The organism is Mucilaginibacter gotjawali (assembly GCF_002355435.1).
Classification (GTDB): Bacteria; Bacteroidota; Bacteroidia; order Sphingobacteriales; family Sphingobacteriaceae; genus Mucilaginibacter; species Mucilaginibacter gotjawali.
Genome location: NZ_AP017313.1, coordinates 337,498 through 357,248, shown reverse-complemented (window position 1 = coordinate 357,248; position 19,751 = coordinate 337,498). Strand labels below are relative to the sequence as shown.

Here is a 19,751-nt window from a genome sequence, read left to right as displayed (position 1 = left end):
AGTCCGGAAGTCCGAAAGATTGATTGTTTTAAGTCCGGAAGTCCGGAAAGTCCGGAAGTCCGAAAGATTGATTGTTTATAAAATGTGCGGCATTTCACCCGAACCGTCAATACCGCCCTCCGTAGCTTCTCTCGGACTTTTCCGACTTTCCGGACTTCCTCACGTCACCTGGAACTTCAATTCAAATTCCGATCCTTTTTCTTTTTCCGATTTTACGCTGATCATACCGTTAAGCCTTTTCACAACGGTATTAACGTAACTCAGGCCTAATCCAAACCCTTTAACATCGTGCAGGTTGCCGGTTGGTATGCGGTAAAACTGTTCAAAGATTTTTGTTTGCTGGTCCCGACTCATGCCTATACCCTTATCAGCTACCTTAATAACCACCTGCCCGTTTTTATTTTGGGTGCTGATGGTAATTTCAGGGTCACCGGCGCTATATTTAATGGCATTGTCAATAAGGTTATAAATTACATTTGAAAAGTGCAGTTCATCTGCGCTGATCACCGCATTATCCGCATCCAGTTGTAACGTAGTTTTAGCATTGCATTTTTGCAGCTTCAGCTCCATACTGTCAACCACAACGGCTATCATTTCATTCACATCCAGCGGCCTTTTTTCGAGTTTAAAATCATTCTTTTCTATCCGCGCAATGTTCAACACCCTTTCGATATGGCTCCCTAAACGTTCGTTTTCTTCATAAATAATATTGGCAAGCCTCGCCACCCTGCTTCTGTCAACAGCAATCTCGCTGTCTTTCAGGGCTTCGCTGGCAATCATGATGGTTGATACAGGCGTTTTAAACTCGTGCGTCATGTTATTGATGAAATCGGTTTTCATTTCGGACACCTTTTTTTGACGAAGTATCGAGAATATGGTATATCCGAAGCAAAAAACCAGCACCATCAGTAACCCACCTGTAGTAGCCAATGAGGCAGTCATCTTGTTAAGGATCAATGAGTTTTTTTGCGGAAACGCGAGCCTGATCAAGCCCGGATCATTGATCACATCCCTGCTGAAGATAGGCGTTTGGTAAACGGTAATATTTTTAAAGGTTGGCTGAGCGCCGGTAACATCATTTGCTTTTGAAAAAATAACGGAGTCGCTGTTGGCTGTCATTACGTCGTAACTAATCGGCAGATCGATCCCTTTATTATGCAATTCAAACCGTATAAGCGTATCTATCCAAAAAGGGTTCAAACGCATTTTTAAAGGTTCGCCATATTTCCCGTATTCCTCGGCAAGGTTTTCAATTACAGTTGACTTACCCCTCGGCGTATTTTGCAGCGAATCATTTTCAAGCATTTTCCTTAATTCGCGCAACTGCTTTTCCTTTTGCTTTCTTTGTTGTTCCTGCTGCCACTGTAAATTTAAATGCGGGATAGAAATTACCTGTTTGCCAAATTGAGGGTCCATATAGGTATAACGTACCGTGTCATATTTATGCAGCTTTTGATGCTTATTTAAAACAGGGGCCGGATTCCTCACCAGTACGGGGGTAACACTACCGTGAACATTGCCAAATTCATCAGTAAACTCTTCCAAATGAATCTGCAGGTCAACGGATCCACCCTGCAATAGCCTGGCCATTTCGTCGTCCATTCTTTTATGAAGGATCATCCGCCTCAGGCTGTCACGCCAAACAGCAATCTTTCTTTCCCGGCTGGTTAGTTTATGCCTGGTTACAAGATTTGCATTTGCAACAAGATTATTGTCTGTAACCCCTTTGCTGTTGCTGATATTATTTTGATTACCGTTCCACACAGGTTTATAGGCGTCGCCCCCTTTTGCTTTTACTTTCAGAAAATTCAGCGCATCCTGCTTACTTATTTTTGCAACAACATTACCGAGAGCCTCATTTACCGAGCGGTCAAAAAGTTCGGATTGCATCTGGTACGACTGGCGCAGAAAATACAATTGCATAGCCATTACACCTAACAGTGCAAAACCCATCAAACCTATGATCAGCGCGATGCTTTTTCTTTTCATGCGAAAAACAAAATTATTTTAAATAAACGGACATTGCTGGCTTTTAACAAATTTTAACAATTAAATATACCCAATTAACGTTTTGGCTTATAGTTGTTTGCTAATTTTGAACCTTAAATCCACATATCCATGAAAACCCAATTTTTTAAACCCGGCTTTGAATTCATTTTTGCTTTAAGCATGATGGCGATACTAGGATTACCACCGATGCTGATGGCCCAAAATCAAAAGGATATTGAAATAAAAATAGAAAATGGCGATACGACCATTAACGGCAAAAATATTAAAACACTGTCGCCAAAAGACAGGGCGAATGCCCTCAGGGACATTAAACATTTATCAGGAGATATGGCGCCAGGCAATGACAGCAAGCAACGGGTTTTTGTTTTTAAACGCAAGGATACCGCGATGAAAAATGATGGCGGACGCCAGATGATTACCGAAAACATTACGATCAACAAAGACAGCCTTGGCAATATGGTTGAAACACGTTCGGAGACACGGGGTGGTATGAAAAACCGTATGACCTTTAAATATAACAATCCGGATCAAATGCCGGAGAGAATGGAATGGCGAAACGGTGATGCAAATGGCCCGATGCGGAGACCTATGATGCGGCCCGATCACAGGAACAGCCAGAATTTTACCTATATAAATACAGACAACGATGACATCAGCACGCGGGTAAGTTTCTATATTTCTGATGTAACCAATGATGACCTTAAAAAAATGCCGCATATTGAAGGCCCGATGCTTGATATTGCCGATTTGAATATCGTTCCGCAATTTTCAACCGGGAAAACTTTATTGCTGTTTACACTGCCATCAAAGGGAGCCGCTGATGTTAAACTGATAAACAGCGAAGGCAAAGAACTGTGGTCTGAAAAAACGACAGGCAGCAGTTTTACAAAAAGCTTCGTTATCGGGTTAAACGGCATTTATTACCTGCAGGTAAAACAGGGTAGCGGAATTGCTGTGAAAAGGATTATGAAAGAGGAGTAGGTTGGTGAGTGGTCATTAGTCAGTGGTCATTCGACGAAAGCTATAAAAAGCAAATAGCCTTTAGGAATCTAAAGGCTATTTGCTTTTTAATGAAATTTGAACTTATCCGTCAAGCACCAATGACAAATGACTAATGCCTAATAACTAAAAAGGCAGATCGTCCTCATCAGGCGTAGCGCTGATATCAGCCGGTGGCGCATATTCAGGGCTCGCACTTGCACCCGCAGGGGCCAGCATATTTATTTTCCATAACTGCATCGAGTTAAAATAGCTCTTTTTGCCGGCTTTATCGGTCCATGGCCTTCCCCTCAGGTTAAAAAACACTTCCACATCATCACCAGCCTTAACATTATCCAATAAGTTACAGCGGTCCTGTATAGCTTCGAACTTTAAATATTCGGGATATTGAGGATTCTCGATATATTCAACTATCAGTTCCCTTTTCTTTAACGAGTCGGTTACCTGCATGGTTGCACCTACTTCATGTACCTTACCTTTAATTTCCATAAACTAAAAAATTTAAAGATGTAAAGTTAATAGATTAAGAAACAAAAACGGCCGTATTTAATTCATAAATTCGCAAAATATTATGCAAGTTTTCCACACTGAAAGTAAAATCGTTATTACCTGCAATAAAAGGCTGTCGCCCTACCTCCAAAAAGAGGTGGAGGATCTGGGCTTTAAACCTGTCCGTGTTTTTCAAACCGGCGTCGAGCTTTTGGGCACGGTGACGGACTGTATTGCTTTAAACCTTAACCTGCGCTGCGCAAGCCAGGTTTTATACCTGCTAAAAAGCTTTAAGGCTGATGACCCGCAGGAACTTTATGATAACCTGGTACAGATTGAATGGGAAAAACTGATCGATTTTTCGGGCTATTTTTCGGTATCATCCAACGTTAATAATGAGCATATCCGCACACCCTTATTTGCAAACGTAAAGGTGAAGGACGCCATTGCCGACAGGATAAAGGCCCAAAAAGGCTTAAGGCCGAACTCCGGCCCCGAAGTAAATAAAACCCTGGTACACTTGTACTGGCAGGACAGTGACGCCGATATTTTTATGGATACGTCCGGCGAAACGCTTGCCAAACATGGTTACCGGAAGATCCCGGGCAAGGCGCCAATGCTTGAAGCCCTGGCAGCATCCACCATTATGGCCACCAACTGGGACATGAAAAGCACCTTTATTAATCCTATGTGCGGCTCGGGCACGCTGGCTATTGAGGCCGCCCTGCTGGCAACCGATAAATGCCCGGGTCTTTTCAGGATGAATTATGGGTTTATGCATATTATGGGGTACGATGAAACCGTGTTTTTTACCGAAAGAAGGAAACTGAAAGACAAGGCAAAAAAAGAAATAGGGTTTAAGATCATCGCGACGGATATTTCAGACGATGCGGTTGACATCGCCCAAAAAAATGCAAAAACCGCAGGCGTAGAACATTTAATAGACTTCAGCGTTTGTGACTTTGCAGATACACCGGTACCGGAAGAGGCAGGCATTGTTATGTTTAACCCCGAATATGGCGAACGCCTGGGCGTACATACCAAGCTGGAGATGACCTACAAACGCGTAGGCGATTTTATGAAAGCCAAATGCAAGGGGTACAGGGGCTATATTTTTACCGGCAACCCCGATCTTGCGAAAAAAATCGGCCTGGCGGCCAAAAGGAAAATTGAATTTTATAATGGTAAACTCGACTGCCGACTGCTCGAATATGAGCTTTATGAGGGCAGCAAAAGGGCTCCGAAGGATGAAGAAAAAGAAAATATCGAATAATGAAGTAAAACAATTACAACTTCAAAATTCGAAATTCGGAGTTCGATACCTGCCCACCGTCAGGCAGGTTCATTATTAATCTACACAATGAAAAGGAACATACTAACTGTAATATTTTTAACAATATCCGCTTACTGCTTTGCACAGGAGCAACTATCATTTCCGTTCCAGGGCGGCAAAGAAGCGATGACCCAGTTTTTCAGAGATAGTTTGAATGTTTCGCAGGACATCACACAAAAAAAAGCCATTGGCACTGCTGTTATTAAGTTTACCGCGAATCAAAATGGCGGGGTAAGCAAAATAGTTGTTTATTATGCTGACGATGCAATATTGGTACAGCCGGTTATTGACGCTTTAAGAAAAACCAACCATAAGTGGATCATTTCGGCAAATGAAAAAGCCCACGATTTCATTATACCCTTTGTATTTACTTTTAACCCGCCTGATGCTGCCGGAAGTGATCTGCAAAAAAAGGTATATGACAACTACCGCAGACGAAATCCTATCATGGCAAAAGACCAGGTGCCCCTTGATGAAACTACCCTGTTGCCTCCCGTGCCGGTAAATTACGATCTTCCTTAACTGAATTATAATTGCCAATCAAACTAAAGTAAGTTTTGCCGTTCCCTGTATATTTGTACCAAGCAAAATAACAGGCTACAGCAATATGCCAAAAGGAGACGCGCAAAACTATCGCAAGATTATCCATATTGATATGGATGCGTTTTATGCGTCGGTTGAGCAGCGGGATAATCCCGAATACCGGGGCAAACCTTTGGTTGTTGGCGGCCTGCCCGAAGGGCGTGGCGGCGTGGTTGCTACCGCGAGTTATGAGGCACGGAAGTTCGGTATCCGGTCGGCCATGTCATCCAAACAAGCCCTGCAGCTTTGCCCGCATGCTATATTTATAAGACCCAGATTTCCTGCCTATAAAGAAGCCTCCCAAAAAATCCGTGAGATCTTCAGCCGTTATACCGACCTCATCGAACCCCTGTCATTGGATGAAGCCTACCTCGATGTCACCAGCGATAAACTCAATATCGGTTCCGCTATCGAGATCGCGCAGCAAATAAAACAAGCCATTAAGGATGAATTGCAATTGACCGCCTCCGCAGGAGTATCCATTAATAAATTTGTTGCCAAAACTGCGTCGGATATCAAGAAGCCTGATGGCTTAACCTTCATAGGCCCCTCGGCTATTGAAGCTTTTATGGAGAAGCTGCCGGTTGAAAAGTTTTTTGGCGTAGGTAAAGTTACCGCTCAAAAGATGAAGAATATGGGCCTGCATACCGGTGATGATCTTAAAAAATTGACTGAAGGGGAATTAACCAAACACTTTGGCAAGGTTGGGAAGTTTTATTACCAGATCGTCCGCGGGATTGACAACCGCGAAGTGCAGCCCAACCGCGAAACAAAATCGCTGGCTGCAGAAGATACTTTCCCTTATGACCTTACCACGCTGGGAGAAATGGAAGAGGAGCTTGATAAAATTGCCCAAACAGTTTGCAAACGTCTGCAGCAGTACGAATTAAAGGGCCGCACCGTCACCCTGAAAATAAAATACAGCGATTTTAAACAGATCACCCGCAACCAGTCATTTCCTACTGGGTTGAACGACCTGGAAACTGTTTGCGCAACCGCTAAAAAACTGCTTGTGGCGACAGGCATCGAGGATAAAAAGATCAGGCTGCTCGGGATTTCGCTTTCTAATTTTAATGATGTGGTGGTGAGGGGTAAAGAAGAAAAGCCGACAGATCAGTTAACCCTGTTTGATTTTTAACCGGAGAGGTTGTCCCAAAAGCCAAAAAGCAAGGTTCAATGCCAAATAATATTTTGTCACCTTCAAATCTTCGTGACCTTAGTGAACCCCTGGTGCTCTTTGTGGTAAAAATTAACCACTATGGGCAAAAAGATTTCACAAAGAACACAATGAAAGAATTAAAGTTGATTGGTTTTTATACTTAGGTACTTTTGAGACAGCCTCATTATTCTTCATTTATTACCTTTGCCGCTATGATCGATGTGATATTAAAAAAAGGCAAGGAAAAAGCGGTGCTTCATCGCCATCCCTGGGTGTTTTCCGGCGCTATTGAAAATATAAAGGGGAAACCTGCCAATGGCGATATTGTTAGGTTAATGGATGCCAAAGGCGGCTTTATGGCCTATGGTTTTTATAACGACCAATCGCGGGTGGCTTTGCGTTTGCTGGAATGGGATGAGGCTGTTGCCGTTGATGAGCAATGGTTCCGGGCAAAAGTAGGCATCGCAGTAGCAAGCCGAAGCTCAATTCTGGCCGATGGCCTTACCAATACCTGCCGGCTGATCTTCAGCGAATCGGATTTCCTGCCGGGATTGATCGTTGATAAATATGCCGGTCACCTGGCCGTACAGGTACTGACATCGGGCATTGAAAAATTGTTGCCGGTGATCATTGATGAATTGCAGCTTTTATTGAAACCCGAAAGTATTTTTGATAAAAGCGACGCCTCTTCCCGCAGCCACGAGGGTTTGGAGACTATCAACACTGCCCTTACTTTAAGCCATCCACCCGAGCGCGTTGAAGTAAAAGAAAACGGCATCACCTATAATATCAACATCGCCGAAGGCCAAAAATCAGGCTTTTACTGCGACCAGCGCGAGAACCGCAAAATACTGGCGGCACATGCTAAGGGCAAAAAAGTGCTCGACTGCTTCAGCTATACCGGAGGCTTCACATTGAATTGTTTGCAAAATGGCGCGACATCGGTCGCCACTGTTGATAGTTCAGCCCTGGCGGTTGAAACCCTAAAAGAAAATATTATCCTGAATAAATTTGATGAAACAAAAGTTACTCCGATTGTATCCGATGTAAATAAACAGCTCCGTAAATTCAGGGATGAGGGCGAGACGTTTGACATCGTTGTATTGGATCCCCCCAAATACGCACCATCGCGTTCAGCGTTGGACAAAGCTTCGCGGGCCTATAAAGACCTTAACCGTATGGGGATGCTTTTGCTGAACCCGGGCGGTTTGCTGGCAACATTTTCCTGCTCCGGCGCTATGGATATGGAAACTTTTAAACAGGTGCTGGCATGGGCAGCTTTGGATGCCGGCAAACAGGTGCAATTTATTTACCAGTTTTGCCAGCCTGAAGATCACCCGGTAAGGTCGTCGTTCCCGGAAGGTGAGTATTTAAAAGGGTTGTTGTGCAGGGTGGTTTGAGGGAAAAGCGAAATGTAACGGGTACGGTCAGATGTCTCCAAACTCCGCAAACATTTCCGTTCCTAAATTCGCATAATTCGAACTTATTCGTGTCAAATCATTTAAAATTCACACTCCCATAACTGGTATGGATATTGATTTGGGCTTCAGACCCGCCTTTTCCAAAATGGCCCTTATAGTTTTTGGTTGAACTTTCGTGCCTGCTGCCATCGGCCGGAGTTTTACTGGTGATGGCTACCTTTTCGTCATCATAACTAAAGCCGCCGTAGGAGGTAGTAATATCAAAATTAAAGTTATCATTGGCAGGCACACCAAGCGCTACACTTGAATAAGAAGCATCAATATTCAGCTTGTTAAATGAATTGGAGATCTCATCTATCTTAAATCCGCCGACATACGACAAGTCTATTGATGCTGTGCCATTTAACTTCCCTAATTTAAATGAGCCGTAGCTCAGGTCCGCTTTCAGGTTATTGATTTCTTCGATCTCGGCACTTCCGTACGAATAATCAAGGCGCGCGCCGTTGATATTGCCCGCCTTCAGGCTGCCGTAGCTGCCTTCAATTTCGTTAGCCGGGTTACTCAGGTTTTGGGCCAATACACTGCCGTAGGAGCAATTGATCCTTACTTTTCCGGAAAGATCAGGCAACTGTATGGAGCCATAGCTATCTTCCACACTGAGATCAGTTTTTGCAGGCATATAAACGGTGTAATTAATTTCCACTTTGTGCTTTCCGTTATTTCCGCCCCAGTTCCATATTTTCCACGAACTGTTATTGCGCTCAATCTGGGTTTTAAACGACACCTGGTCGCCATCTTTATTATCCAGGATCTGAACGCCATCTAAAAGTTTCCGGGCTTCATCATCACTTTGCGCCACGGCTTTTATCTGTACATCTACCTTAATTTCGTGCCTGTCCCATGTGTTTACCACTATTTTTCCATATTGGTTACTCAATCTGATCCGGTCGTTGCCATCCAACGGGTAGCTTTTACTATAGCTTTTAAACTTTTCGATTACCGATCCTTTTTCATCACCATTGTATGCAATATCGTTGTTGCTATCATCATTCACTTCCACCACAATATTTGAGGCCATATTGGTTACTTCCGATACAACTTTCGGCGCAATATCATTTATGGTTTCAGTAATATTCGCGGCTAAATTATCTAAGCTCAACTCAAGGTCGTTGTTAAGCTTATTGATTTTTGCCTTGATTCTTTTAGTCTTAACCTTTGCATTAACAGATACCTCCGATGGGGAAGAGGTACTTACTGAAACCGAAATATCCTGTGCAAAACCGGCGGTATTAATAGCTAAAAATGCAATAACCGGCAGCATAGAAACTTTAAATATCTTTACTCTCATTTTTTTGTTCCTTTTTTATTTGATTGAACTGCTCAATCACCTGTAATTGCCTGTTAAGCACCTGTGTTTGTATTTCCAGGTTGCGGATCATGGCTAATAAAACCTGCTCCTGGTTAGGACTGGCGGGCAATTCGCTTTTTAATTGTTTATAGGTCGAATCCATTTTGCTTATTTCGGAGTTAAACTCCTTATACAATTCCGGATCTGTTTTTTCAATAGATTTTAATTCGGTACGCTTTGATTCTATAAGTGAAGTATAGTGTACCTGCTGCTGGGCATATTCAGGATTTATCGCTGCCAGGTCGACGCCATTCCTGTGGCTGTTGTGCAAATACAGCGCGAATGATATGCCCATTACAACGATCACTGTTGCTGCAACGCGCAGCACAAAGCCAAGCGAAAACGTTTTCGCTTCGCGTTTTTGTTGTTCAGTATATTGAGGTGGCAACTGCTTTTCAATTCTCCCCCACAGATCTGCAGATGGTTCCAGGTCGTCAAACTCCTCCCTTTTACTCTGTATTAAATCTTCCAATCCTTTGCTCATGATGGTATCCCCCTTTTATTTAAAATCTCTACCAGTTTTCTTTTTGCTCTCAAAAACTGTGTTCTCGAGGTATTTTCTGATATATTTAGTATTTGTCCAATTTCTTCATGATCATATCCCTCCAGCAGGTAAAGTGATATCACTAACCTGTAGCCATCAGGCAATTCTTTTATAGCCTCTTTAACCTGTGCCGCCTTGTACTTTACTTCTTCGTCGTCTTCAGCAACCTCATCGGCTATATTCTCTATCTGCTCGCCTTCCAATTCGATCAAGTCCAGCCTTCGTTTGCGCAACAGGTTGATGGACCGGTTTACTACAATTTGTTTCAGCCATAAGCCGAAAGTAGTGTCCTGCCTGAAATCTTTCACCTTACCGAAAGCATCCAAAAAAGCTTCCTGCAACACGTCTTCCGCTTCGGCAATATTACCCACTATCCTGAAGGCGACGTTCAACATCGCTTTTGAATATAAACGGTACAGTTCATAACAGGCTTTTTTACTGCCCTGTTTGCACTCCACCACCAGTTGATAATGTTTGTCGATATATACGGCTTCCAAAGTTTGATCAGCTTGCATGTTATATGACGCAAGGTTTTTTACAACGTTGCATGAAGGTAGAGAATTTCGGAATTCGGATGTTCGATTGCGGATTTATTTAATTTATAGCAAGACGCTGTATAAAAATAACTTAAATTCATCATTGCCGTTGGCTTCAGGCAACGGAATCTGATAAACTGAACATTTTCGGCTTTAGCCAAATGCATTAGCAGCCAATTACACCGGCAATTTGGCTAAAGCCAACACACGCAATTCAAACATTCCGTTGGCTGAAGCCAACGGCAATGGACTTTTGCCTATGTTAGTTTCTCAAAACCGTTTTTAAACAGCTTCAAATAACTGACACTTTTCCTAGTAGTATCCTATTTCAGATCCGAAATCAGAAACTCGTTTATAACCTTTACGGCGTTATTATGCCTTTCAAACCCGGTTCCGGATATCACTTTATAATTCGCGTTCAGCTCATCCAATTCTTTATGCCAAACCTCCATAAAATGCCCGCGCAGATGGGGGAAGTCCCGTAACGGGTCTTCTTCCCAGGGCAGGTCGATGTTTAAAAGAAGGTAAAGGTCATAGGTGCGTTTAGGCAGTTCATCCAGCACTTCCTGCGGCGATTTTCCAAACGTATATTCGCTCCAAATTTTTACAGTGATAAATGTGGTGTCGCAAATCAGCAACCGGCTTGCCTGCGGCAACAATTCATCTTCAAGCGCAACCTGTCCGTAAAACATGTTTACTTCGTCCTGCCAGGTAGGTGGTTGGGTTAGTTTCTCGCAATATTCACGTGCAAACTCCGGCACCCAAATGGTATTATAGTATTTTGCAAGATAGGATGACATGGTTGATTTCCCTGTCGACTCAGGGCCCACTACTGCAATTTTTAAAATTTCGGGAGACGGGTTTTTCATTTAATACTAATAGTTCAATAACCGTTCCATGGTCTCTTCCAGCCTTGCTTTGGCCAAAAACTGATCTTCAAGCGCCTTATTCATCGGGATAGCAGTATCCAGGCTGGCGCAACGCATCACAGGAGCATCAAGGTGTATAAAACAATGTTCGGCAATATGAGCGGCTATTTCACCTCCGAAACCATTGGTTAAGGTATCTTCATGCAAAATCAAAACGCGGCCGGTCTTTTTTGCGCTTTGCTCTACTGCTTCTTTATCCCATGGCTGCAGGCTGCGCAGGTCGATGATCTCCAGCGAGAGATCAGGGTGTTTGGCCGCATATGCTATCGCCCAGTGCACGCCCAGGCCAAAAGTAATGATGCTGGCTTTGTTCCCTGCCTGTATGATCTTTGCTTTACCTATTTCTACATAATAATCGCCGTCGGGCACTTCGCCGGTGTTGCTGCGGTAGAGGTATTTATGCTCAAAATACATTACCGGGTTGGGATCGTCAATGGCAGCCATCAGCAGGCCCTTGGCATCGTCAGGAAAAGCAGGGTATACTACTTTTAATCCCGGTGTTTTAGTAAACCAGGCTTCGTTGCTTTGCGAATGGAACGGTCCTGCGCCTGTCCCGGCGCCTGCCGGCATCCTGATCACCACGTCAACTGCCTGCTCCCATCGGTAATGTGTTTTGGCCAGATTGTTTACTACCTGGTTGAAACCGCTGGTAACAAAATCGGCAAACTGCATCTCCATTACCGCTTTGTAGCCGTTTAAAGCCAGCCCCATGGCGGCGCCTACAATACCCGATTCGCAAATGGGGGTGTTTCGCACCCTGTCTTTACCAAACTCTTCCACAAAACCCTGCGTTATTTTAAAAGCGCCGCCATATTCGGCAATATCCTGGCCCATGATCACCAGGTGTTCAAATTTGAGCATGCTTTGACGCAGGCCATCGCTGATGGCGTCGATGTATCTTTTTTTTGTTGGAAGGTTGGAAGGTTGGAATGTTGGAAGGTTGTGCGCTTTGTACATATCAGCAACCTCTGTTTCCGCATTGGGGATAATGTCGGGCTCACTGAATGCTTTTTCAATTTCCGAATCGATCAGGGTCGTAAACTCTGCGCGCATCTGCGGCAGCCATTCGGGGCGAAGTACATGTTCATCTATCAAATACTTTTCAAAGTTGGCCAGCGGATCTTTCTCTTTCCAAAAATCAAATAAATACTGCGGCACATATTTGGTGCCTGATGCTTCTTCATGCCCCCGCATCCTGAAGGTCATACACTCCACCAATACCGGGCGTGGTTTGGTGCGCATGCCAGTGGCTAATTCACTGATGGTATGGTAAACTTCCAGCAAATTATTGCCGTCAATGCGGCGGCCTTCCATGCCGTAGCCTATCGCTTTGTCAACCAGTTGCCTGGCTTTATATTGTTCGCTCACGGGCGTGCTTAGCCCGTAACCATTATTCTCTATCAAAAAAATCACCGGCAGGTTCCATACCGCAGCTATATTTAACGCCTCGTGGAAATCTCCCTCGCTGGTGGCGCCTTCGCCGGTAAAAACCAGGGTGGCCCGGCTGCGTTTGCTCAACACATCAGCCAGTGCAATACCATCAGCCAGGGCCATCTGCGGGCCAAGGTGCGAGATCATCCCGATGATCTTATATTCCTGCGTGCCAAAATGAAACGACCTGTCGCGCCCTTTTGTAAAACCGGAGGCCTTGCCCTGCCATTGCGCCATCAGCCGCGAAAGCGGGATCTCGCGCGCGGTAAACACGCCAAGGTTGCGGTGCATTGGCAGGATGTATTCATCACTGTTCATGGCAAGGGTACTGCCAATGGCAATGGCCTCCTGCCCTATCCCCGAAAACCATTTACCGATGCGCCCCTGCCGTAACAGGATCAGCATTTTCTCTTCGATCATGCGCGGCCACAGCAACTTCGAATAAAAATCTATCAGCTGGTTATTTGTCAGGTTTTTCCTGTCGAAAATCATCCGGCAAAACTACGGAATTTGTTTATTGGTTCATTAGTTCATTAGTTCATTGGTGAAAAGTTTGATAGAGATGGTTTAAAAGTAATTTGTTTATCACATGCTTCATTGCTATTAAACAAAATGATAAATTGCGGTGATAATAGTTCGTTGAGCTAAACGGTTAATCCGCGATGCACCAATGAACAAATGAACCTGTGAACTAATGAACTATAAACGAAAGATACCCCTCATCCTGCTGATCCTGGCCGCGGCCATAGGCCTTGCGGCAACTACCCACGATTATTTCCTGCTGCCCGAGAACTTTTTTCTGCATAAGGGCGATAAACTTAACCTCCACCTGTTAGAGGGTGATTTATTTTTAAAGCAGAATGAAGTTGCCCCGCAAACCGCAAAGATCATCTCCTTTGTGCTTTATTCGGGCAAAAAGAAAACGGATCTTACCAGTCTTGCCAAAGACACTTCGATATTACTGAAGGATTTCCCCATGGAAACCAGCGGGCAGTCCCTGGTGTCCATCACTACCGGGGTTGATCACAGCAATTATTCGCGCGATAATTATGCCGATTTTTTAACCCAATTGGGTAATGATAAGCTGGCCGACAAGATAAAAAATGGCACCCAGTTCCGTGTAAAGGAAAAACATGCACGGTATATAAAAACATTATTTTCCGTTGATAACCATGATGGCAGCGACTACGAAAAAGTACTTGGCGAAGCCAGCGAAATTGTTTTAAAAGACAATCCTTACAAAAAGCAATATGGCGATGATATGGTGGCCCAGCTTTTATTCAGCGGCAAACCGGCAAAAGGCGAAGTGGTAGCGCTTTATATCAAATCGCTTGGCGGCAATGTTTATACCCAAACCTATACCACCGATAATAAGGGCGAAATATCCATCACCATGAGCCGCGAGGGCATTTATATGCTGCGCAGTGTGCATGTGGAACCTACCGGCGACAAAGATGCCGATTATGTTAGCTGGTGGACCACCTACACCTTCCCCTTCAGCAGTTCAGACGAAATGCCTAATACTTATAAAGAATTCGGGTTCGGGAATGTGCATTAGGCGTGGGTTCGGATTTATTTAATTGCGGAATGCGGAGAGGCGAATGCGGAATTAACGTTGATATATGAAATTTTTGCAATTAAGCAAAAAGTTGACTTATGAAGAACTAAAAGAAGTAGAAAATCAATTAGGGGTTTCGTTTACCCCAAATTTCAGAGATCATTATGTCAAATACAACGGAGGGTATCCCGTTAATAGAAATTATCTGTGGCCTGATGGAGTCAAAACAAGAATAAACCATTTTTTCTCTATTCGATATAAGGGATTTACCCAGTTAGAAGAAGCCTACATGGATTTATTTGTTATCGAGCAGATATTGCCAGTAGGTTTCTTACCGTTTGCGTCAGATGATGGAGGGGATTTTTTTTGTATTTCGACATTACCTGACAAGTATAATGCAATATTCTTTTGTGATATGCACCATTACGATGCTGAAATATTTGAAAATTATTTCACTCAGTTATCTATTTCTTTTAATGATTTTATTGAAAATCTGATTGATTAACCCGCTTGTACCGGAATTACGAACAGATTGTTAGAAAGACGAAGCTTGACGGCATAAACAAGCAAACAAGCAATCAGGGTTTACAAAAGGTTCACACTTTCTCAGATTATTTGATATTATTTAATTGACAATCAGATGCTTAATAAAATTGCGGGTTTACACAAAAAGTAATTGGCCGCCTGTCCATTATTGTCGCCTGACAAACGTCCCCTACTGGTTCAGTGTTTTTTAAATGCAAATAAGATGCCGTTATGATAGAATTTAATAAGAGCGTTAAAAAAGTACTTCCTTACAATAGACGGCTTTACCTTCAATTTTGGGATGATGATTGTGATTTACCTACCGAATGGAATGGAGTTTCAATTCAATTACCCGGCGCTTATCAAGGAAAGGTACCCGGGTTAACAGCGTTTGTTGACGCTTATGAAGGTTTATTTAAGAATGTAGTATTAAAACTTGATAATGGTTCATCCTGGACTGTAAATCACGACGATAAAGACTTGAATTGGTTTCCAAATGACGAGGATAATTTAACCGCTTTACGAGCCCTATTCAAACAAAATAATATTCCGAAAGCATTTAGGGGTGCTTTAATTTTTACAAACGATGATTTGCTAAAATTTTCCAGGGATTTAATCTCATACCCATCCGCTATATTTAATAAAGAGGGGGTTTATTATAAAAATTTGGATATTTCACATGGTGAATTATCATTTATAATGAAAATTTATGGTCGGTCCAGTATTGATTTATTAAGTATAAATAAAGAACTCTTGAGAGAAGTTATAAATGAAAATTCCACAAGCTTATTTATTGTAAAAGAGTTTAGAGGTAGTTCATTATAGATTATTTTGATTGCACCGTTAGGTGCAAAATATTGGTAGAAAAATAAATAATAAATAAAAAGCGTGCCATCGGTACGCAACTCGTGAAGCGACTTTAACGCCAATGCATTGCGTATAGGTTCCGTACCGATGGCACGGCACATCTGGCTGATATTTTTTCTACCGATATTGGCCCCCGCTGGGGTCGCGATAATCCCCGCCTAGTCAGGCCCTGTCGCTTAACTTCAATAACGAAAAGCAAGAGACTATACAAATCGCCGAAGGCCTTTACTAACTTAGATATTTGCTCGATTGGGGATTGCAAAATACACCAGGTAACGATATATTTATGTAAAATTTGCTGATATGCTATTTAATAAAAGGCACACTGTCACAGTTATGGTTTTCTTTGTACTCTTCGTGTGTTTAGCCCGTGTCTTATTTATGTATGGTTCTTATAAGTATAGAAAAATATATCTTGCCTATCAATTTGATGGGCGGGTTGAACGTGTTTCTTATGATATAAAAGGTAAAGCTACCATAATTATAAATGGTAGTAGTTATGATTTATCGGACAACAATTGGGATTTTGACCATAACAGGATAACGAAAGGAGATTCGCTGATTAAGAAGAAAAATTCAATGATAATAGAGTTAATTAAAAGGAATGGTCAAATTGTTATTCAAGGAAAAGACGAACTTGAAAGATAATCCGCCCAGTCAACGTGCCGCTTGATTGCAATAACGAAAAGTAAACTTGAAGACAATACCTGCCGTTGCTATCAATAAGTAAGCATAAACTCCTTCACCATTCCGCAATCGACCTTCCGCACTCCTCTTCCCTTCACCGATTCTTTCGGACTTCCGGACTTTACTGACTTTCGGACTAATCTCTCCCCCCATTCCTTTCCATCCATTCCTGGCTGAAGGATTTTGGCGCTACTGTGGGCATTTCGCGGTAATGGCCCCAGGTTTTTTTGAAGAACCGTTTTAGCAAGAAGTTTTTGGTTTTGCCGCTGAAAAAGTCCATCCATTTGCGTTTCAGCATCCCTTGTTTCCAGGCCGTCCAGCCATATTTTTCCATGGGGGTCACCAGGTGTTCGTTTACTGCATCCCGGCGGTTCAGGAGCAGCATTTTGTGGATGTCGATCTTCACCGGGCAAACTTCCGTACATTTTCCGCAAAGGCTGGAGGCATAGCTCAGGTGCTTAAATTGCTCCATGCCGTTCATATGCGGCGAAATAATGGAGCCTATCGGGCCGCTGTACGTGGTTTCGTAAGTATGGCCGCCAATATTTTTATACACCGGACAGGCATTTAAACAGGCGCCGCAGCGGATGCAATATAGCGCCTGCCGCTGTTCTTTTTGGGCAAGCAGGTTGGTGCGGCCATTATCCAGCAATACCACGTACATTTCGTCGGGCCCGTCGGTTTCGTCTGGTTTACGGGGGCCGTTTAACAGGGTATTGTAAACGGTTAAATTCTGACCGGTACCATGCGTAGCCAGCATGGGCCAAAACATATCCAGGTCGGCTATCGAAGGAATGATCTTTTCAATCCCCACCACCGCAATATGTATTTTAGGAAATGATATGCTTAAACGGGCGTTACCTTCATTTTCGCTCACAGCAACGCTGCCTGTATCGGCAATTAAAAAATTGCCACCTGTAATGCCCACATCCGCCTGCACATATTTATCGCGCAATAACTCGCGGGCTTTTTGGGTGAGTTGTTCGGGGGTGTAATCAAGCGGGGTGCCAAAGCGTTCATTAAATAATTTGGCAATATCCTCTTTGCTAAGGTGCATCGCCGGCGTAACAATATGATATGGTTTTTGGCCCAGCAATTGCACAATATACTCGCCCAAATCGGTTTCCAGCGATTCGATATGATTTGCCTCCAAAAATTCATTGAGCTGAATTTCCTCGGTCACCATCGATTTTGATTTTACTACGGTTTTGGCGCCCGCTTTTTGCAGGATATTAAGGATCTCGCGGTTAGCTTCTTCGGCATCATTGGCCCAAATCACCTTGCCCCCGTGTTTCATAAAGTTGGCTTCAAATTCGGGCAGGTATTTATCCAGGTTTTCCATCACCCGCCATTTAATCACATGCTGCTTGCGCTTAATGTTTTCAAGGTTGATGATGCGCGACAATCCCCTTTCAACAGCCGCATCGTATTTACCAATGTTGTAATTGATAATACGCCTGTGCCTTTTATCAAATGCCTTTTCCTCTGAAGCTACCAAAAATTCTTCCGCCGTACTGCTCATTAATACGAAGATAGGGGTTTTGGTCTTAAGTCTAAAGCCCAAGTCATTAAGTTAAAGGAAAAATAGAAGGAATTTAAAATCGAATAATGAATTATTAATGTCGAATTTCGAAGTGTCTTACTTCATTATTCAACACCAGCCTACCGGCGGGCAGGTTCGGCATTGGGGGTTCGATATTAAAATCCCTAACTTAATTACATTTGCCTAAAGCATTTGCTGGGAAATCAAAAAATAAGAATAGGAATCATGGATTCCCTCAGCAGGCAATCTTATCCACCCTGTTTGCGTGTCTTCCGCCTTCAAATTCAATCGTGAAAAATATGTCGACTATCTTTTTTGCTTCTTCCAAAGAAATATGGCGGGCGGGCAAACATAAAATATTGGCGTTGTTATGGCTGCGGGCACGGTCGGCCAGTTCCTCATTCCAGCAGATAGCCGCGCGGATACCCTGGTGTTTGTTGGCGGTGATGGCCACCCCATTTCCGCTGCCGCAGATCAGGATGCCAAAATCAAATTCTCCGCTCTCAACGGCTAAAGCCACGGGGTGGGCAAAATCAGGATAATCGCATGAATCGGCAGAAAAAGGACCAAAATCCTTAACTTCCTGTCCTGATAAAAAATCAATGATCGCCTGTTTGTATTCAAACCCTGCGTGATCTCCGCCAATTGCAATTTTTAGCCCCTGTTTCATATTATTAATTTGAAAATTTGTTGATTTGAAAATTTGAAGATGGATGGCCTGAAAAGCATTTTCAAATTACCACATTTTCAAATCTTCAAATTATTTCTTTATCTGCACATCTGCATATTTGCACATCCGCACATCATATTACTGAACCGTCAATCCGGTTTCCTCATTTTTCTTCTTCTTGCGCTGTACCATAACGGCTACCCAGATGCTGAACTCATATAGTATGAACAATGGCATCGCTACCACCAGCATCGTCAACGCATCCGGCGAAGGTGTGATAATAGCAGCCAGTACCAAAATGATCACCGTAGCATAACGCCGTTTTTCGCGCATAAACTTCGGCGTCAAGATGTCCAGGCTCGAAAGGATATACACTACTATCGGCAGTTGAAAAACGATCCCGGCAACAAGCGTCAGCATACTTTCCGACGAGATGAAGGAATCTATACTGAACAAATTATCGATGGAATCGCTGATTTTGTAATTGACAAAAAACCTGATGGATAAAGGGGTTACCACATAGTAGCCAAACATAACGCCAAGCGCAAACAAAGCAGAACAATAAAACACAAAACCGCTGGCAGCTTTACGTTCTTTTTCGTGCAGGGCCGGTCTGATAAATCGCCAGATCTCATACAAAAGATAAGGAATGCCCGCTATGAGTCCGATCATGATAGACGAGCTGAACTGCAGGTTAAACTGCCCGGCCAGGTCGGTATTGATCAAATGGAAGTTTATTTCACCGACACAAAACCCTTTGGCATCAATATAGGGAATCAAGCTATGAAAAAAGCCTCCCATGTTGCACATCATCCGGTAGGTCCAGAAATCAGTACGGGTTGGACCCAGGATTACATTGTAGAAAATTTCGTGGTAATAAATAAAAGCGACGATGGCAAATACCAATATCGCTAAAGCAGACCTGATGAGGTGCCAGCGCAGGGCCTCCAGGTGCTGAAAAAACGACATTTCAGCGCCCATCTGTTCCCCTTTTTCCTTGATCGACCTGGTCAGTTTGCTGAATATGCTCATTTTTACCTATAAAATTGCGGGCGCTTAT

At 43.3% G+C, this 19,751-nt stretch carries 19 protein-coding genes; 9 read left to right on the top strand and 10 right to left on the bottom strand.

Annotated features, from left to right (window positions below):
- Positions 1-159 precede the first annotated feature (159 nt).
- Positions 160-1,989, bottom strand: a complete 1,830-nt coding sequence (locus MgSA37_RS01610) for a sensor histidine kinase (RefSeq protein ID WP_096349534.1) — start codon at positions 1,987-1,989, stop codon at positions 160-162.
- A gap of 129 nt (positions 1,990-2,118) precedes the next feature.
- On the opposite strand from MgSA37_RS01610, the gene MgSA37_RS01605 reads away from it, so the two are divergent.
- Entirely contained in the window at positions 2,119-2,991 is an 873-nt protein-coding gene (locus MgSA37_RS01605) for a T9SS type A sorting domain-containing protein (protein WP_096349533.1), read from the top strand.
- Positions 2,992-3,135: 144 nt separating this feature from the next.
- On the opposite strand, the gene MgSA37_RS01600 is transcribed toward MgSA37_RS01605, so the two are convergent.
- The gene (locus tag MgSA37_RS01600) at positions 3,136-3,498 is read right to left on the bottom strand and encodes a DUF3127 domain-containing protein (protein ID WP_096349532.1); all 363 of its coding nucleotides are present in this window, start codon (positions 3,496-3,498) and stop codon (positions 3,136-3,138) included.
- Positions 3,499-3,580: 82 nt separating this feature from the next.
- On the opposite strand from MgSA37_RS01600, the gene MgSA37_RS01595 reads away from it, so the two are divergent.
- The 4 genes from MgSA37_RS01595 to MgSA37_RS01580 all read left to right on the top strand — a co-directional run bounded on the left by MgSA37_RS01595 (position 3,581) and on the right by MgSA37_RS01580 (position 7,972).
- Positions 3,581-4,771 carry a THUMP domain-containing class I SAM-dependent RNA methyltransferase gene (locus MgSA37_RS01595; protein ID WP_096349531.1) on the top strand — a complete coding sequence of 397 codons (1,191 nt, stop codon included), beginning with the start codon at positions 3,581-3,583 and terminating at the stop codon, positions 4,769-4,771.
- 87 nt (positions 4,772-4,858) lie between these two features.
- Positions 4,859-5,353, top strand: a complete 495-nt coding sequence (locus MgSA37_RS01590; RefSeq protein ID WP_096349530.1) for a hypothetical protein — start codon at positions 4,859-4,861, stop codon at positions 5,351-5,353.
- Between the two features lie 85 nt (positions 5,354-5,438).
- The gene (gene dinB, locus MgSA37_RS01585) at positions 5,439-6,551 is read left to right on the top strand and encodes a DNA polymerase IV (protein WP_096349529.1); all 1,113 of its coding nucleotides are present in this window, start codon (positions 5,439-5,441) and stop codon (positions 6,549-6,551) included.
- Between the two features lie 233 nt (positions 6,552-6,784).
- Positions 6,785-7,972 (top strand): class I SAM-dependent rRNA methyltransferase, encoded by a 1,188-nt coding sequence (locus MgSA37_RS01580; RefSeq protein ID WP_096349528.1) that lies wholly within the window; start codon positions 6,785-6,787, stop codon positions 7,970-7,972.
- Between the two features lie 97 nt (positions 7,973-8,069).
- Here the strand turns inward: MgSA37_RS01580 and MgSA37_RS01575 are convergent, their stop codons facing one another.
- The 5 genes from MgSA37_RS01575 to MgSA37_RS01555 all read right to left on the bottom strand — a co-directional run bounded on the left by MgSA37_RS01575 (position 8,070) and on the right by MgSA37_RS01555 (position 13,333).
- Positions 8,070-9,341 carry a DUF4097 family beta strand repeat-containing protein gene (locus MgSA37_RS01575; protein WP_157750379.1) on the bottom strand — a complete coding sequence of 424 codons (1,272 nt, stop codon included), beginning with the start codon at positions 9,339-9,341 and terminating at the stop codon, positions 8,070-8,072.
- Complete coding sequence (locus MgSA37_RS01570; RefSeq protein WP_096349526.1) at positions 9,322-9,885, bottom strand: hypothetical protein; 564 nt, start codon at positions 9,883-9,885, stop codon at positions 9,322-9,324. The genes MgSA37_RS01575 and MgSA37_RS01570 overlap by 20 nt, the downstream gene beginning before the upstream one ends.
- Positions 9,882-10,460, bottom strand: coding sequence for an RNA polymerase sigma factor (locus MgSA37_RS01565; RefSeq protein WP_172885280.1), 579 nt, complete (start codon positions 10,458-10,460; stop codon positions 9,882-9,884). Before MgSA37_RS01565 ends, MgSA37_RS01570 begins: the two co-directional genes overlap by 4 nt.
- Before the next feature lie 344 nt (positions 10,461-10,804).
- Complete coding sequence (locus tag MgSA37_RS01560; RefSeq protein ID WP_096349525.1) at positions 10,805-11,350, bottom strand: AAA family ATPase; 546 nt, start codon at positions 11,348-11,350, stop codon at positions 10,805-10,807.
- Positions 11,351-11,356: 6 nt separating this feature from the next.
- Positions 11,357-13,333 carry an alpha-ketoacid dehydrogenase subunit alpha/beta gene (locus tag MgSA37_RS01555; protein WP_096349524.1) on the bottom strand — a complete coding sequence of 659 codons (1,977 nt, stop codon included), beginning with the start codon at positions 13,331-13,333 and terminating at the stop codon, positions 11,357-11,359.
- Between the two features lie 202 nt (positions 13,334-13,535).
- On the opposite strand from MgSA37_RS01555, the gene MgSA37_RS01550 reads away from it, so the two are divergent.
- The 4 genes from MgSA37_RS01550 (at position 13,536) to MgSA37_RS01535 (ending at position 16,439) form a co-directional block, all read left to right on the top strand.
- On the top strand, positions 13,536-14,399 hold the full coding sequence (locus MgSA37_RS01550) for a DUF4198 domain-containing protein (RefSeq protein WP_096349523.1): 864 nt from the start codon (positions 13,536-13,538) through the stop codon (positions 14,397-14,399).
- A gap of 64 nt (positions 14,400-14,463) precedes the next feature.
- Positions 14,464-14,904: an SMI1/KNR4 family protein gene (locus MgSA37_RS01545; protein ID WP_096349522.1), complete on the top strand. Its 441-nt coding sequence runs from the start codon at positions 14,464-14,466 to the stop codon at positions 14,902-14,904.
- A gap of 251 nt (positions 14,905-15,155) precedes the next feature.
- Entirely contained in the window at positions 15,156-15,749 is a 594-nt protein-coding gene (locus MgSA37_RS01540; protein WP_096349521.1) for a hypothetical protein, read from the top strand.
- A 345-nt stretch (positions 15,750-16,094) separates the two neighbouring features.
- A complete protein-coding gene (locus MgSA37_RS01535; protein ID WP_096349520.1) occupies positions 16,095-16,439 on the top strand; it encodes a hypothetical protein in 345 nt (114 codons plus the stop codon).
- A 175-nt stretch (positions 16,440-16,614) separates the two neighbouring features.
- On the opposite strand, the gene MgSA37_RS01530 is transcribed toward MgSA37_RS01535, so the two are convergent.
- The 3 genes from MgSA37_RS01530 to tatC all read right to left on the bottom strand — a co-directional run bounded on the left by MgSA37_RS01530 (position 16,615) and on the right by tatC (position 19,723).
- Positions 16,615-18,000, bottom strand: coding sequence for a LutB/LldF family L-lactate oxidation iron-sulfur protein (locus MgSA37_RS01530; protein ID WP_096349519.1), 1,386 nt, complete (start codon positions 17,998-18,000; stop codon positions 16,615-16,617).
- Positions 18,001-18,256: 256 nt separating this feature from the next.
- Positions 18,257-18,691, bottom strand: coding sequence for a ribose 5-phosphate isomerase B (gene rpiB / locus MgSA37_RS01525; protein WP_096349518.1), 435 nt, complete (start codon positions 18,689-18,691; stop codon positions 18,257-18,259).
- 138 nt (positions 18,692-18,829) lie between these two features.
- Positions 18,830-19,723 carry a twin-arginine translocase subunit TatC gene (tatC, locus tag MgSA37_RS01520; protein WP_096349517.1) on the bottom strand — a complete coding sequence of 298 codons (894 nt, stop codon included), beginning with the start codon at positions 19,721-19,723 and terminating at the stop codon, positions 18,830-18,832.
- Between the last annotated feature and the right edge of the window lie 28 nt (positions 19,724-19,751).

Bases quoted from the DNA above. Each gene is read 5' to 3' on its own strand.
- MgSA37_RS01610 (WP_096349534.1), bottom strand. From the start codon at position 1,989: ATGAAAAGAAAAAGCATCGCGCTGATCATAGGTTTGATGGGTTTTGCA.
- MgSA37_RS01605 (WP_096349533.1), top strand. From the start codon at position 2,119: ATGAAAACCCAATTTTTTAAACCCGGCTTTGAATTCATTTTTGCTTTA.
- MgSA37_RS01600 (WP_096349532.1), bottom strand. From the start codon at position 3,498: ATGGAAATTAAAGGTAAGGTACATGAAGTAGGTGCAACCATGCAGGTA.
- MgSA37_RS01595 (WP_096349531.1), top strand. From the start codon at position 3,581: ATGCAAGTTTTCCACACTGAAAGTAAAATCGTTATTACCTGCAATAAA.
- MgSA37_RS01590 (WP_096349530.1), top strand. From the start codon at position 4,859: ATGAAAAGGAACATACTAACTGTAATATTTTTAACAATATCCGCTTAC.
- dinB (WP_096349529.1), top strand. From the start codon at position 5,439: ATGCCAAAAGGAGACGCGCAAAACTATCGCAAGATTATCCATATTGAT.
- MgSA37_RS01580 (WP_096349528.1), top strand. From the start codon at position 6,785: ATGATCGATGTGATATTAAAAAAAGGCAAGGAAAAAGCGGTGCTTCAT.
- MgSA37_RS01575 (WP_157750379.1), bottom strand. From the start codon at position 9,341: ATGAGAGTAAAGATATTTAAAGTTTCTATGCTGCCGGTTATTGCATTT.
- MgSA37_RS01570 (WP_096349526.1), bottom strand. From the start codon at position 9,885: ATGAGCAAAGGATTGGAAGATTTAATACAGAGTAAAAGGGAGGAGTTT.
- MgSA37_RS01565 (WP_172885280.1), bottom strand. From the start codon at position 10,460: ATGCAAGCTGATCAAACTTTGGAAGCCGTATATATCGACAAACATTAT.
- MgSA37_RS01560 (WP_096349525.1), bottom strand. From the start codon at position 11,350: ATGAAAAACCCGTCTCCCGAAATTTTAAAAATTGCAGTAGTGGGCCCT.
- MgSA37_RS01555 (WP_096349524.1), bottom strand. From the start codon at position 13,333: ATGATTTTCGACAGGAAAAACCTGACAAATAACCAGCTGATAGATTTT.
- MgSA37_RS01550 (WP_096349523.1), top strand. From the start codon at position 13,536: ATGAACTATAAACGAAAGATACCCCTCATCCTGCTGATCCTGGCCGCG.
- MgSA37_RS01545 (WP_096349522.1), top strand. From the start codon at position 14,464: ATGAAATTTTTGCAATTAAGCAAAAAGTTGACTTATGAAGAACTAAAA.
- MgSA37_RS01540 (WP_096349521.1), top strand. From the start codon at position 15,156: ATGATAGAATTTAATAAGAGCGTTAAAAAAGTACTTCCTTACAATAGA.
- MgSA37_RS01535 (WP_096349520.1), top strand. From the start codon at position 16,095: ATGCTATTTAATAAAAGGCACACTGTCACAGTTATGGTTTTCTTTGTA.
- MgSA37_RS01530 (WP_096349519.1), bottom strand. From the start codon at position 18,000: ATGAGCAGTACGGCGGAAGAATTTTTGGTAGCTTCAGAGGAAAAGGCA.
- rpiB (WP_096349518.1), bottom strand. From the start codon at position 18,691: ATGAAACAGGGGCTAAAAATTGCAATTGGCGGAGATCACGCAGGGTTT.
- tatC (WP_096349517.1), bottom strand. From the start codon at position 19,723: ATGAGCATATTCAGCAAACTGACCAGGTCGATCAAGGAAAAAGGGGAA.